Source organism: Lysinibacillus sp. BSL11 (assembly GCF_052928325.1).
Genome location: NZ_JAVGCX010000028.1, coordinates 14,282 through 28,787, shown reverse-complemented (window position 1 = coordinate 28,787; position 14,506 = coordinate 14,282). Strand labels below are relative to the sequence as shown.

14 protein-coding genes and 1 pseudogene are annotated in these 14,506 nt (G+C 36.5%); 6 read left to right on the top strand and 9 right to left on the bottom strand.

Annotated elements, in window-relative coordinates; all coding sequences use genetic code 11:
- Nucleotides 1-275: 275 nt before the first annotated feature.
- On the bottom strand, nucleotides 276-1,406 hold the full coding sequence (queG, locus tag RCJ95_RS23160) for a tRNA epoxyqueuosine(34) reductase QueG (protein WP_446722817.1): 1,131 nt from the start codon (nucleotides 1,404-1,406) through the stop codon (nucleotides 276-278).
- A 59-nt stretch (nucleotides 1,407-1,465) separates the two neighbouring features.
- Here queG and RCJ95_RS23155 point away from each other — a divergent pair, with 59 nt between their 5' ends.
- The 3 genes from RCJ95_RS23155 to RCJ95_RS23145 all read left to right on the top strand — a co-directional run bounded on the left by RCJ95_RS23155 (nucleotide 1,466) and on the right by RCJ95_RS23145 (nucleotide 4,563).
- Complete coding sequence (locus RCJ95_RS23155; protein WP_274770207.1) at nucleotides 1,466-2,155, top strand: B3/B4 domain-containing protein; 690 nt, start codon at nucleotides 1,466-1,468, stop codon at nucleotides 2,153-2,155.
- 15 nt (nucleotides 2,156-2,170) lie between these two features.
- On the top strand, nucleotides 2,171-2,680 hold the full coding sequence (locus RCJ95_RS23150) for a hypothetical protein (protein ID WP_004230848.1): 510 nt from the start codon (nucleotides 2,171-2,173) through the stop codon (nucleotides 2,678-2,680).
- A gap of 296 nt (nucleotides 2,681-2,976) precedes the next feature.
- Complete coding sequence (locus RCJ95_RS23145) at nucleotides 2,977-4,563, top strand: catalase (RefSeq protein WP_312130259.1); 1,587 nt, start codon at nucleotides 2,977-2,979, stop codon at nucleotides 4,561-4,563.
- Between the two features lie 69 nt (nucleotides 4,564-4,632).
- Here RCJ95_RS23145 and RCJ95_RS23140 read toward each other — a convergent pair.
- Nucleotides 4,633-4,983: pseudogene (locus tag RCJ95_RS23140) on the bottom strand (cytidine deaminase); the annotation flags it as partial.
- A 38-nt stretch (nucleotides 4,984-5,021) separates the two neighbouring features.
- The gene (locus RCJ95_RS23135; protein WP_446722816.1) at nucleotides 5,022-5,927 is read right to left on the bottom strand and encodes a S66 peptidase family protein; all 906 of its coding nucleotides are present in this window, start codon (nucleotides 5,925-5,927) and stop codon (nucleotides 5,022-5,024) included.
- 121 nt (nucleotides 5,928-6,048) lie between these two features.
- On the opposite strand from RCJ95_RS23135, the gene RCJ95_RS23130 reads away from it, so the two are divergent.
- The gene (locus tag RCJ95_RS23130; RefSeq protein ID WP_369578276.1) at nucleotides 6,049-6,948 is read left to right on the top strand and encodes a DMT family transporter; all 900 of its coding nucleotides are present in this window, start codon (nucleotides 6,049-6,051) and stop codon (nucleotides 6,946-6,948) included.
- A 20-nt stretch (nucleotides 6,949-6,968) separates the two neighbouring features.
- Here RCJ95_RS23130 and nagB read toward each other — a convergent pair whose 3' ends face one another.
- Nucleotides 6,969-7,682 (bottom strand): glucosamine-6-phosphate deaminase, encoded by a 714-nt coding sequence (gene nagB, locus RCJ95_RS23125; RefSeq protein ID WP_312130257.1) that lies wholly within the window; start codon nucleotides 7,680-7,682, stop codon nucleotides 6,969-6,971.
- 186 nt (nucleotides 7,683-7,868) lie between these two features.
- On the opposite strand from nagB, the gene RCJ95_RS23120 reads away from it, so the two are divergent.
- Nucleotides 7,869-8,615, top strand: a complete 747-nt coding sequence (locus tag RCJ95_RS23120) for an arylamine N-acetyltransferase family protein (RefSeq protein ID WP_369578277.1) — start codon at nucleotides 7,869-7,871, stop codon at nucleotides 8,613-8,615.
- 38 nt (nucleotides 8,616-8,653) lie between these two features.
- Here RCJ95_RS23120 and RCJ95_RS23115 read toward each other — a convergent pair whose 3' ends face one another.
- From RCJ95_RS23115 to RCJ95_RS23105, 3 genes are all read right to left on the bottom strand, one after another.
- Nucleotides 8,654-9,742, bottom strand: coding sequence for an S-layer homology domain-containing protein (locus RCJ95_RS23115; RefSeq protein WP_369578278.1), 1,089 nt, complete (start codon nucleotides 9,740-9,742; stop codon nucleotides 8,654-8,656).
- Between the two features lie 99 nt (nucleotides 9,743-9,841).
- Nucleotides 9,842-10,531 (bottom strand): ABC transporter ATP-binding protein, encoded by a 690-nt coding sequence (locus tag RCJ95_RS23110; protein WP_446722815.1) that lies wholly within the window; start codon nucleotides 10,529-10,531, stop codon nucleotides 9,842-9,844.
- Between the two features lie 2 nt (nucleotides 10,532-10,533).
- Complete coding sequence (locus RCJ95_RS23105) at nucleotides 10,534-11,565, bottom strand: ABC transporter permease (protein WP_446722814.1); 1,032 nt, start codon at nucleotides 11,563-11,565, stop codon at nucleotides 10,534-10,536.
- 403 nt (nucleotides 11,566-11,968) lie between these two features.
- Between RCJ95_RS23105 and RCJ95_RS23100 the strand changes: the two genes are divergently transcribed.
- Complete coding sequence (locus tag RCJ95_RS23100; protein ID WP_446722813.1) at nucleotides 11,969-12,256, top strand: serine hydrolase; 288 nt, start codon at nucleotides 11,969-11,971, stop codon at nucleotides 12,254-12,256.
- 378 nt (nucleotides 12,257-12,634) lie between these two features.
- Here the strand turns inward: RCJ95_RS23100 and RCJ95_RS23095 are convergent, their stop codons facing one another.
- A complete protein-coding gene (locus tag RCJ95_RS23095) occupies nucleotides 12,635-13,342 on the bottom strand; it encodes a LytR/AlgR family response regulator transcription factor (protein WP_349726416.1) in 708 nt (235 codons plus the stop codon).
- A 2-nt stretch (nucleotides 13,343-13,344) separates the two neighbouring features.
- Nucleotides 13,345-14,484, bottom strand: a complete 1,140-nt coding sequence (locus RCJ95_RS23090; protein ID WP_369578329.1) for a sensor histidine kinase — start codon at nucleotides 14,482-14,484, stop codon at nucleotides 13,345-13,347.
- Between the last annotated feature and the right edge of the window lie 22 nt (nucleotides 14,485-14,506).

Below are 14,506 nucleotides of genomic sequence, written 5' to 3'. Positions count from 1 at the left end.
ACAATATAATCTTTGGTTTCTTGCGATAATCTTTTTCTTGTTTGCTTTTCCATTTTCGACACGTCCTTTTTGTTCCTTCATCATAAGTCTCTCTTAAGTTCGTGTCCATTTTTTATACTAACAGCCGCTCTCTCTTCTTTTAGAGCAGTTCTTCTCTCGGTTTGAGCGGATTCCTCTTCTTTTGGAGCGACTCTTCTCCCAATCGTAGGGACTCCAATCAATTGATTTCATTCCTACATTGAACTGTAGTTAACCAATTGTCCCAAGATCCAATCTTACTTAAAAAACTGCAACCCTTTATAAATTTCACTTAGCACTTCTTCATCCTGCTCGGTAGCTTCTGCTTCATGTAAGGCAGTTTGAGCTGTATCCCCGCCAATCTTACCCAAAGCCCATGCGGCTGTGCCTCGAATGACAGGACGGTCATCTTTATGAAGTAGAGCAATCAAATCTGGTATGGCGGCTTCCTCTTTAAAATGAGCAAGTGCCAAGATGGCATTACGCTGGATAGGCTTTTTTCCACGCCATGAGCCTGAAACATGACCAAATTTCCCCTTAAATTCTCGATTTGTAATCGTTAAAAGCGGTGTCAATAATGGTTTGGCTAGCTCTGGATCTGGTATAAATTCTTCATGTATCCAGTTAATTTTCCCTTTATTTTTAGGACATACTGTCTGGCATGTATCACATCCATAGAGTCGATTACCGATATGACTACGAAACTCATCTGGTAATGTTCCCTTCGTTTGAGTCAGAAAAGCAATACAGCGCTGTGCATCCAATTGTCCACCTTGAATTAAGGCTCCCGTTGGACAAACATCCAAGCACAGTCGACAATCTCCGCATTCATCCTCCATTGGCTTATCTGGCGCAAATGGAATATTTGTAATGAGCTCTCCTAAATACACATAGGAACCAAATTCAGGCGTTATAATCGAGCAATTTTTCCCGCTCCACCCAATGCCTGCACGCTCAGCTACAGCCCGATCTACAAGGGCTCCTGTATCAACCATTGATTCAATACGTACACCTTTGACATGTTCCTCAAGCCAAGCGGATAATAGCTTTAAACGCTCACGTAATGCTGTATGATAATCGACACCCCATGAAGCACGGCAGAAAATTCCACGTCGCGCACCCCTTTTACCAATTGGTGCATTTTGCATACGTGAAGGGTAAGCGACAGCTATTGCTACAATACTCTCTGCTTCATCTAATAATCGAAGGGGTTCTGTACGTTTTTGAATATCACTTTCTTCAAATCCAGACTGATAGCCAAGCTCCTGCTGGCGACGCAATCTGTTTTTTAATTCTGTAAAGGGAGCTGCTGTTGTAAAACCTATTTTATCAACACCAATGGACATCGCATATGCCACAAAATCACGTTGTAGGTCGTGTATGTTCATTTTATTTCCAACTCCTTACATGGTACAATATTAGAAATAGATAAAGTAGGTGATGTTCATTGGAAATTTCCATTAACCCAACTCTATTAACACAACATCCCGAGCTAAAATTCGGCATTATTCATTATACCAAAATTGTTGTAGCGGAATCCCCTCAAATGATTAAAGGGCGTATGCAATTGTATCAGGAAAATCTCTTTCTTGAAATGCAGGAACTTCCTGTAGCACAGCGTGAGGGTATTGCAGAATGGAGACAAGTTTGGAAAAAGCTTGGTGCTGATCCAAACCGTTATCGTCACTCAGCAGAAAGCCTTATGCGTCGAATTAGTAAGCAAAACTATTTAACGCCAATTCATTCAGGTGTTGATTTAAATAATTTCTTTTCACTCCAATATGAAATGCCAATTGGTCTATATGATGTTGCTCAAATCAAAGGGTTTGTAGCAATTGATCTTGGTCATGACGAGATTGGTTATGAAGGTTTGAATGGGCGCTTTAACACATTAGAAAATATTCTGTACAGTCGTGATGAGGTAGGAGCATTTGGCTCACCTTTTGTTGATTCTAAACGCACGGCTGTCACAGAGGAAACAACTGATGCTTTACATATTTTTTATTTCCGCCCTTCCTTAACAAATGACGCAGCGAACGAACTGCTTGCGTCAGCTGGGAAAATGTTCAATCAAATTCATGGTGGACAGTTTCAAATCGCAATTATATCAAATGATGTACCATCTATAACACTATAAAAAGGACGTGTTTTCGTGATTAATCTTGCAGAAGCTGTTAAACTAAAAAGTATTTTAGGAAAGAAAACTCAAGAGCTAGTAAACGAACTACATCGCAGTGCCTTTGTAACAGTTGAAAAGGGGCAAGCTCCTAAAACAAGTAATCGAGCACTCCCCCTTATTGAAGCTGACTTAGCCCAAGTTCGCCTAGATACTCGTACATTAGACCGCCTAGTTTACGAAGCAAACATCCAAAACACAGTAGACTTTAAAGGGCAAAAGCTAGCACTAGTAGAAGCCATCGAACTAGCAACACAACTTCGTGCCGAGGCTGATTTGTGTAAAGATTTCAGTATGCGAGAAAAAGAGAGTGTAAGATTTGGTTATGGCGAAAATACAATGTTATATGAAATCGCTTTGTATGAGCCAGATGAATATCGAGAACGAGCTACAAAGCTTGAAAAAGATGCACATAAACTATCTAATCTTATCAATTCAAAAAATTACAGTATTCAAATTAACTTTGACGATTCCCGTTATTTCTAGACTCGGGACGGTGAGACTCCAACCCGAGTTGGATGTGCTGTTTTCAAATCTAGCTTTTCAGCTAATTAGTTAAAAACCAATAACAAGTTACCTGTTACTGTATGACCGATGACTAATGACCAACTATAAGCAATGGCCATACTCAAAACAACTTGATTCCATTTGAAAACGCCATCCAAGGCTCTCCTACATTTATGTATGGAGAGCTTTTTTAGTAGTTCAAAGGGATAATTTGGATGACTAGTTGGCCCCTTTCAAGGACAAAATGGAAGTATCTATAGGAAAGGGGTCATACTATGACACAGCAAAATGATGCAACACATGAGCAAGATATGACATTGACCAACAGACAGGGACATCCAATTACCAACAATCAAAATTTGCGAACAGTCGGTAATCGAGGTCCTGCAACATTGGAAAATTATGATTTCCTAGAGAAGATGAGTCATTTTGACAGAGAGCGAGTTCCAGAACGGGTTGTGCATGCTCGTGGAGCTGGAGCACATGGGTATTTTGAGACCTATGGTGTTGTTGGCAATGAACCTATTGCTAAGTATACACGTGCAAAAGTCTTTCAGGATAAAGGGAAAAAAACACCTGTCTTTGTGCGTTTTTCAACTGTTATACATGGTGGTCACTCCCCAGAAACATTGCGTGATCCCCGCGGTTTTGCAGTAAAGTTTTATACAGAGGATGGCAATTGGGATTTAGTGGGCAATAATCTAAAGATCTTCTTTATTCGTGATGCGCTCAAATTTCCAGACATGATTCATGCTTTTAAGCCTGATCCCATTACTAATATTCAAAACGTTGAACGTTTTTTTGATTTTTGTGCTAGCTCACCAGAAACCTTCCATATGGTAACATTCGTTTACTCTCCTTGGGGGATTCCAGCAAATTATCGTATGATGCAGGGCTCTGGGGTTAATACGTACAAGTGGGTGAATAATGATGGCAAGGCAGTCCTTGTCAAATATCATTGGGAACCGCTACAAGGTATTAAAAATTTAACACAAAAAGAAGCAGAAGAAATCCAACAGAAAAATTTCAATCATGCTACACAAGATTTATATGATGCTATCGAACGTGGAGACTTCCCTGAATGGGAGCTACATGTTCAAATTATGGAGGATGGTCCACACCCTGAGCTTGATTTTGATCCATTGGATGATACAAAGCTTTGGCCAAACGATCAATTTCCATGGTATCCAGTTGGGAAAATGGTTTTAAACAAAAACCCTGAAGATTATTTTGCTGAGGTGGAACAGGCTGCTTTCGGAACAGGGGTACTTGTTGATGGCTTAGACTTCTCTGATGATAAAATGTTGCAAGGTCGTACTTTCTCTTATTCTGATACACAACGCCATCGTGTAGGAGCCAACTACTTACAGCTTCCAATTAATGCACCAAAAAAACGTGTAGCGACCAATCAACATGGTGGGCAAATGATGTATAAGCGTGATTTGGCACCTGGACAAAATCCACATATTAATTATGAGCCATCCATGCTGAATGGGTTAAAGGAAGCAGCACAAGCTGGTAAAGAATATACACCTTACATTGAAGGAAATCTTGTTCGTGAATCGATTGATCGTCAAAGTAATACGAAACAGGCTGGTGAAACTTATCGTAACTTTGAACAGTGGGAACGCGATGAACTTCTTGAAAATTTAATACGTGATCTATCGGTCTGTCATGAAGATATTCAAAATGCCATGATTGCTTTGGCACAAGAAGCCGACGAAGAATATGGTCGCTTACTCAAGGAAGGTTTGCACAACGCTAAAAAAGATTCCTCTGCCTCAAAACCACTTGGCAATATCAATGGTGATCAAGCACCTCAAGATGCTATGAATAAAGGACACGATGCTGAGCCTTATTAACAAAGCTAAAAAAGACATTACATTTTTTGTAATGTCTTTACTTTATTGTTTATATGTCTTATACCAATGTTAAGGTTGAATTTCCTTTAATGATTTAAATACTAATTCTTCATCTACATTCGTAATCGCTGCTTTTACATTTTCTCCCCAATAGAAAATTCTTTCCTGACAGACTCCACAGAGTGTCAGCAATACAAATTTAGATGTTTCATCTTCCCTAGCAACACAAATCGAATGAGTAACTTTGATATTCAATTTATGTGCCTCTAAAATAGAACCTGTTTCCATACATAATTCAGTAGCTGCATTCATAACCTCGGGTGCGACACTTATTAAAATTTGTCCATCCGCAGTAGATAATGCTGCATCTCCACCCCATCCAGAGGGATATCTTTTTTCTGCTAGTGCAACCGCAGCTTCTTACAGTATATTTTCAATATCCATATTTCCTCTTCCTATCATACATGCACACCTGGTAATATTTTTAACACCTTTTCCTGTGCATCTAAAATTGCCTCTGTTCCTAGTGGGATCGCTATATTCGTTGTTTCATGTCCGAACTTAAAACCTGCCACGACTGGTATTCCTAAACCTGCAAAATACTCCTTCATTAACGAATGAAGTGCTTCTTTATCAGATCCTGTTTGTGTAAATGAACCAATGACGACTCCTGCTAATTGCTCAAACTTCCTTGCTTGTTTTAAATGCTGAAGCATTGAGTCAATAAATGGAATGGTTTCATTTACATCCTCTATTAATAAAATCCTACCTTCAGTCCTCACTTCAAATTTGGTACCTAGTGTGCTGACAAGACGATAAAGATTTCCTCCAATCATTTCACCACGTGCGACGCCCCCCGCAATCGTTGTTAACGGAGAAATTGCCTCTGTATACTGAATTTCCATAGAGGAAAATAGCTGTAAAAACATTTTCTTTGATAAATCATCCATCTTATTAGCGGACATAAGCATTGGCCCATGAAATGTCACCATATTGGCATACTCATTAATCGCACAATGTAAATATGTAACATCAGAAAAGCCCCAGAAAATTTTAGGATTTTCTTCTATTAAAGCATAATCAATTTTATCAGCAATTCTGGCAGAGCCATAGCCTCCCTTTACACAAAAGATTGCTTTCACTTCTGGGTTTTTTACCATCTCATGAAAATCAGCTAGTCTTATTTCATCACTTCCTGCCAAATATTCATGTTTTGCATGAATCGTATCACCTACAATATAGCGAAGACCCAATTCGTCCAAAAAAGCTACTGCTTCTCCTAGTTTTTCAGGCTCTACAAGACTTGAAAGTGCAACAACACCGACTAAATCTCCCTCTTGTAAACATGGTACGGTACTTTTCACAGTTATTCCTCCTCTTGTTTTCCTTATTTTAGCATAGCAAAACTACAGAGGCATTGATTATTGCTATACTGACTGCCTATAATTAACTTTACTATTCAATTACTAAAGGGGTTACAGCATCTTGAAAATTCCACCATATCTATTATTAGTACTCGCAACTCTTTTATGGGGTGGTAATTTTGTTATTGGACGTGCCGTTAGTGAAGATATCCCTCCCCTAACATTTGCCTTTTTACGCTGGTGCGTCGCATTTATTATCTTTTTTCCCATTGCATATCACCAATTAAAACGTGAATGGCGGATACTGAAAAGACATTGGTTTATTGTCATCATTCTTTCATTAACAGGGGTTACAGCATTTAACACACTTGTTTACATTGGATTACATTACACTACGTCTATTAATGCATCTTTAATGAACTCTTCTACGCCCATAATGATTTACATACTTTCCTTTATTTTTTTGAAGGAAAAACTATCAAAATTTCAGTTAATAGGGACCGTTTTATCACTGAGTGGAGTTGCCTTTATTATAATGGGTGGCTCTTTTAAAAGGATTGTCGATTTTACTTTCAACAAAGGGGATTTAATTGTAATCGCAGCAGTATTTTGTTGGAGCATATATTCATTGCTCATTAAACAATATGCAACTCGCTTACCAGGGCAGTCTACCTTTCTAGTGACGATTGGACTTGGGGCTATTGTGTTATTCCCTTTTTCTCTCTATGAAACAATGTCTAGTACAACAGCAATTCATTGGGAATGGTCAACCATTGCTGCTATTTTATATGTTGGTATTTTTGCCTCTATCATTGCTTTTCTCTGCTGGAACAGTGGTGTTATACAGCTGGGAGCGAACAAAGCAAGTATTTATTTAAATTTCATTCCTGTTTTCGCCTCCATTTTTGCTGTTCTTTTTCTAAGTGAAAATTTACATTCTTTTCAGCTTATAGGTGGACTAGCCGTTGTAGCAGGGGTTATTTTATCAGGAAAAATAAACAAGCAAAGACTTCAATCCTAAGAAGTCTTTGCTTATTTTTGCTAATTCGTACCACCATAAATTATTGTAACATTAGGATGGTTTAATAATTGGCTTGCTGGGAATTCTTCTGTAATATGACCACTTTTCAATTTTTCAATCGCCGTGAGCTTTTTTTCACCAAAGGCAATGAGAACGATTTCCTTTGCCTTCATTATGGAGTGAATGCCCATTGTAATGGCATGTGTTGGTACTTCAGACGGATCATCAAAATAAATAGCATTTTCTGTTCTTGTTGACTCTGTTAACTCCACAATATTCGTCTTGGCATCAAACGATGTGCCTGGTTCATTAAAAGCAATATGTCCATTTACACCGATACCTAGAAGCTGTAAATCAATGCCTCCTGCTTCTTCAATGCGCTTATCATATGCAGCACATTCTTCAGCTAAATTGGCTGCCTGTCCATTTGGCAAATGGACATTTTTCGGCTGTATATCCACAAAATTAAATAAATTCTCATGCATAAATGTAAAGTAGCTTGCTGGACTTGATTGCTCAATGCCTACATACTCATCCAAGTTAAAAGTTTGTATTTCCTTAAAAGATAAATGGCCAGCTTGGTGTCGTGCCACTAATTCTTTATACATGCCTACAGGTGATCCACCAGTTGCTAAACCTAAAACACTATCAGGTTTCTCTTGTATTTGTTTTGAGAAAATAGTAGCTGCCACTTCGCTCATTTCCTCATATGTATTCACTTCTATCCATTTCATGCTATATACGATACCTACCTTACCATTTTTATTATTAACTAATATGTAAAACATTTCACTTTATAGTAGCTAACATATTAATCTTACTAGTTATTTAGCTATTTTTCTATCATTTCCTACTTCAGTTTATGCGTGTAATCTAAGACTATTTCGGTTATGTTATTAATAAGGAAGTGAGGCGATTTTATGAATGAGCAGATTCAGCACTATTTACAGTATATTCAATTTCAAGGAACGTTAGAGCCATCTATTCAGCTACTTGGACACCTACAAACTAAACATCTATTAACCATTCCCTATGAAAATTTAGATGTTGCCTTGAACCGTGGTATCTCCTTCGCTATTCCTGATTTATTTCAAAAAATAATTATTGATAAACGTGGTGGCAATTGTTTTGAATTAAATATCTTATTCAGTTGGCTCTTACGAGAGCTTGGCTTTTCTGTTACCAATCGCTATGCCCAGTTTTGGCGCAACGTAGCAGAAAATACCCCTCCACAGGAAATTCCCATGCATCAATTATTGCTAGTGAATGTGAGTGGACAATACTATATCTCAGATGTAGGCGTCGGTGCATTAGCACCCTGTAAACCAGTCCCACTGATTGCTGGCTATCAACACCGTGAAGGTAAAGAGTTATATAAAATAGATTATGATGAAGCGAATGGTTGGATGCTGTTGGAACAAACTAAACATAGTTGGCGTTTGCTTTATAGTTTTTACGATGATGCCAATGATGCAAAATTTGCACCACGACTTTCCAAGCAAAAAAATAAAATTGCTATGATTCGAACCATTGGTGGTCGTCATACCATGATGAACAACGAATTTAGAATCTATGAGGGTTCTTCTTTAACAACCTATACAACACAAAATGAAAAGGAATGGTTACAAGCCCTTCAGCGATTTTTCAATATTACATTACAAGATTAAAAATAAAGCAAGCCTACTATGAAATGTAGGCTTGCTTCCTATTTTTTCATGGTGCGATTAAGCAGTTCAAGCACGACAATATCATTGTGTAACTCTTTCACTAAACCTATTCCATCCACAAAATAATAGGTTTTCACTGTACCATTAATTATGGATTTTTCTTCTAGTATGACCACACCTGAATATTGTACCTCTCCAGCTTGAACAATACCATTGGTCGTTTTAACCGTTACTCGTTTACCTGACGTAACGCCAGTATCATCCTCATGTAAAATAACACCTATCCTAAGTGGTAGCTCCAAATATAAATCATAATGAGTGTTACCATCACGGGCAATGGTTTGACCATATATACGATCATCGCCATATATCAGTTCATTAGGAAAGGCTTGTTCTGAACTTAGATTTTCGACTACCCATACATCATTTTTACCGTCATGGTGATCGAATTGATAGTCTAATGTATAACGTTGATGATCATTTAAAGAATAATAGGCATACGTGTAAATAAAAGCACGATCTTTTAGCAAATCTGGTTTAGATAGCGTCATAGCACGTGCTAAAAACGCTGAAAAGTGAGCACGTGTAACAGGTTCATCTGGTTTAAATGTACCGTCATCATAGCCCCTTACTAAATGATTATGAGCTAGGGTTAAAATTTCTTTATATCCTGGTGTTTGTTCTGTTACGTCTGTAAAATAAGCATTCCCAGAACCCTTAAGCTGGAAAGCCCTTTGTAGCACAATAGCCATTTGACCTCTTGTCATTGTTGCATTTGGATGAAATGTATGGACATCATCAAATATACCCGCATTTTGTACCGCTGCGATTTCTTTATAATACTTATGTGCGGTCGTTACATCCTGATAGTTTGGATTCTCTATATTGATTGTATTTAACGCTAAAGCACGAGTTAATATAACAGCTACCTGTGCCTTCGTTACATTTTCATTTGGTTTGAACAGGTTATTTGAATAGCCTTTTACAATTTCCTGATCCACTAAATAATTAATTTCTGTTGATAATGTTTCATCTGCTAAATCTATAAAGCTTGCCGCTTGTGCTTCCTTAGGTAATATGGCAACCGTAATTAGGATCAAACATACTAGTTTCAATAGTTTTTTCATGTTTTCCCTCCTTCCTCGATCCTTTACCCCTCCAAACCATTTCTTACTCTTCAAACAAAAATACCACAACCATAAATTATATGATTGTGGTCATTCCTATTAGTACATAGTATTTGTTAACACGACACCGTCGCTTATTCTAATAATACGGTCTGTGTAAGTAAGCATTTCCTCATCGTGCGTCACCATTAATGTTGTAATATTTAATGTTTTAGTTAATTCTTTTAGTAGCAACATGATTTCCTGGGAGCGCTGGGAATCTAAACTAGCCGTTGGTTCATCAGCAAATAATACTTTCGGTTGATGAATAATAGCACGTGCAATTGCTACACGCTGCTTCTCTCCCCCTGACAAGGAGGAAGGGTAGGCAGTTTTACGATGTTCCATTCCGACTAACTTCAATAGCCGATTGACTTCATATTTCTGTTCATTCTTTTTTAATGGAGATTCAGCCACATCTAGCATTAATAGCAATTGTTCCTCTACTGTCAAAAATGGAACAAGATGAGCAAATTGAAAAACAAAGCCGAATTTAGTTGCACGTAATTTTCGTACCTGTTCAGTTTTCATCGTCGTAAGATTCTGCTCTTCAAATAGCACTTGCCCATCTGTTGCTGGTTGTAGTCCAGCAGCAATCGTTAATAATGTACTTTTCCCAGAGCCCGAAGCACCTACCAATGCTGTAATCTCTCCTTCTTTTAAAGAAAAATTAATGCCCTTTAAGATCTCTTCCTCCACTTCACCATTCTTAAACGTTTTTCGTACTTCATCAATTGTAAATAACGTCATGATTAAGCCTCCCCTTGCTGAATTGCTTGTAACGGTTCAATTTTTTTAATTTGCATTCCTGACAAGGTTGCACCGATAAAGCCTATGAGGAGGAATACAAAGGATAACTGTGTTGTAGTCCCTATTGTTAAAGTAAATGGCATCCCCTTAGGAGCAACTATATTAAATAACTGGCTAAGGCTGACAGATACCACAAGTGAAAAGATTGTAATGATAGCCATCTGTGTCCAGATCATTTTAAATAGCTTACTTGTTTTTAATCCGATCGCTTTTAAAATGCCATACAAGCCAATTTTTTGTACATTCATCATGTAGAAGAAAATAGCAAACAACATCCCACTAATGACAACTAAGAACCATATAATCATATTTAAAGATAATTGTTCCGCATTATAACTGGGGATAGTTTTGAGAAACTCTTTATTGCTATATGCTTGCAATCCCTTAATATCATTTGGCTCACTATTTGGTACAAAAATCAACTGTTTATCAGCTACTCGATACATCTCCTGGTAGGCCTCTTCACTAATATAAGCAACGGGAGCATGGCTATATTTTTTTTGCTCTACAAAACCTTTTACAATGAACTTTCCACTGTATTGATTATTCGTTAATATATCTCCAACTTGTATTCCTTTATCTTGTAGTGAGCTATCCAAAAGCACCTCGTCTTGATGCACATTGCTAAAAAGTGAAGATTCCGTTGATGTCACAAAGGCTACACTTTGTTGTTTATCATCCTGATCATTTAAAAAGCCCATCTGGATTGAAAAAGCTACTGTCTCTTTTTCTTTACTTATGACTTTCTGCTGCAGGTGGCTATCGATTCTTGAAAGATTAAACGTGCCATCTGCATCCTCAGCCATATAAAATTGTCCCTTCGGTAAATCCTTAATTAAAGCTGCATTATCCTGTGACAGACCATTTGCTAAACCCGAGATAATAAACGTTAAAAAACTAACTAGGAAGATAATGGAGCCCAAGATTAAAAACCGTACTTTATTCTTCTTCATTTCTTTCCAGGCAAGATTCATCACTAACCCCTCCATTTCTTTGATTACTCCTAGCTTAGAATTGTTAAATGAACAGAGCATGAACTAATCGTTAAAATGTAGAGATCCTATAAAAAGCCGCTCTATAAAGGCATTTTTATCCCATAGAGTGGCTTCTTTTTTGAATCTTATTTATCTTTACTTGCTAAAATCTTTTTTGCTAACAAAATTTCTCCTACTATAAATGAATTGGTATTTTTTATAACAATTATATATTTTGTAATACTTATAGTAAGGTTTGTTTAACAGATTACATAATTCGAGAGGTATATACATGAAAAAATTTTTAAGAATTTCTTTAATTCTACCCTTGTTATTGTCATAGTGTCTATAGTAGTTTTACTATTATTTAGGACGTAATAATCATAGTAATCTATCTGGAAGTATGGCTGAAAAAATCGATCAATACTTAAAAAATAAAAAATTTCAAAGTATCGTTCTTATTGCAAAGAAAGGTAAAATTTTATTTACAAAAGGTTACGGTTTGGCAGACACTGTGATTTACCTAATAGCCCAACCACACTCAGAAACATTCACTGCTGTAGCGATCATGCAACTAGAAGAAAAAGGACTTTTAAACCTAGATAATCCAATTTCACAATACTTTCCGGACTTTCCGAATGGAGGGTCTATTCAAATAAGTCATCTCCTATCTAAGTCGTTTCCGTCATAGCACGGCTCAATGACGAGGAGTTAACAGTGATTGTTCTTAGCAACGAGATGACAGTGAATTTTAAAAGAATCAACCCTCATTTTACTTCCATCGTTCTTCAGCAGCCAATTTGGATATGGGAAGAATAATAGAACTATTTCATTATTATAATACAGTGTTTAATGGTGATTAGAATAGTATCTTTAAACATTTCTTATCCGTAGTAGTATAGATTGAAGCAACAGAGTATATAGCACATTTAACAAAGGTTGTTTCACACATTTATAAGGAACGTCTAAAGCAAAAGGATTGCGAGTTCAGTCATACAAAATAAACTCACAATCCTTGTTATATCGATGAAAAAGTAAGCATAAGTTTTTTTACTAGGTGGATGTCTAACTATTTTAACCCCTTTATAAGTCGTGCAGAGGCAAAGCAAGTTTCACCATTTTTGAAATATACAACTCGTTCCTTATGATCTACAAATTCAATGTTTTGTTTATTCACAATAAAAGCCTTATGACATTGATACATCGATGTATGTGCTTCCTTAAAATCCTTTAAGCGACCATAAAACTCAATATGCTCATTTTCTAAATGTAATATAATTTTATGTAATTTTGGGGATGCCGCAAAAAAGTATATATCCTGAATAGCAATATTCCTTGTATAACCATTTGCTCTTATTTGAATCTGTGAAGGTGATTGTTGTTGGCCAATTTGTATATACTTTTCATATGCAACTTTTAGTGTTGCTAATATTTTTTGCTGTAACATACCTGTGTGATCCTTAATAATAAAATCTAACGCAGCAATTTTATACATAAACGTTAAATAGGTCATTTCTGCATGGGTTGTGACAAATATAATACTGCACAATGGGTCACGTTGGCGAATCATATCCCCTAACATAAGCCCTGTCACCTCATGGTTCAAATCAATATCCAAAAAATAACAATCTGCTTTTTCATATGTAATGACCTCATTAGGGTTTGTAGTTGTAAGTACAATTTCAATCCCGTTCCCTTCCATCATAGCATAGTTTTTAATGGTTTTTTTGATATGCTCTAATTGTACAACATTATCTTCACAAATAATCACTTTCATATTTACACCCCCTCCTCCTCAATAAACAACTCTTGTATAAATAAATTGCCATTTATTTTTGTATTTAAACGAAGTTTTGGAGATGCATCTACCATTTGACGTAATATAGATAAGCCCAAGCCTCGCTCCTCTCCTTTTGTCGAGAAGCCTTCTTTGAAAATTTCATGCACTTTTAACTCATGACTTTTATTGGATGAAAATGTATTCATACATGCAATTAACACAGCTTTTTCCATTCGAATAAATGCTAATCGAATCCAAGGCTCTGTAGCATGCTTACTGGCTTCAAGCGCATTGTCCAATAGTATGCCGCACATACGATTTAATTGAATCTCATCCAATGCTATTCTATCGATTTTTTCAACAATCTCAATGTACATTGGAACGTGAAACGTTTGCGCTTGAATAAGTTTTGTTGTTAAAAGTCCTTTTAAACTAGCTATATTTAAACAGTTAAGCATCGAAAAGGATATTTCATGCGCTTGCTCTTTCTTTTCAGTTTGTAAAATATGTCGATAAAAATAGGTTTCTAGTTCTGAGTAACTTTTAGAATCTATAAAATGACGCATTGATGTTAAAATATTCATATAATCATGTTTAAATTGACGCATATCTCTATTAATTTCTTCAAGCGAAGACACATATGAATTAAATTCTTCTAATTCCATTTCCTTTTGTTTAATATGTATGTTCTTAATAGCTAAGTAAACAAAGAAACCAATAATAATGATAAAGATCATCAAATAAATCACAAAAAAGAACAAATTATGTTGGACACTTTTGATAAACGATGTACCATCCATCAACACAATATCAGTATACATAAAGACAATCGTCATAAGCATCAAGGGAATCATTGCAGGTATAATGTATTGCTCAAACACATACCATCTAACAAAATAATCGAATAACTTTATGTAGACAAGCACCAATATAAATAGGATACTCATCGAAAAAATGAGTTGTACCAATGGAGAAGTGATAATAGCATCCATGCCATTCGATAAATGATACACGACAAGCGAAGAAATATGATCTGCCAAAACAACTAAAACAATCGTAAACAGCACATGGGCCACATTCCGCCAACGCTTTGTTTGCTGGTAGACGAAGAAACTTTCCACTAATAGGATGTACGCCATAGCATAGACACCTATAAAAGCA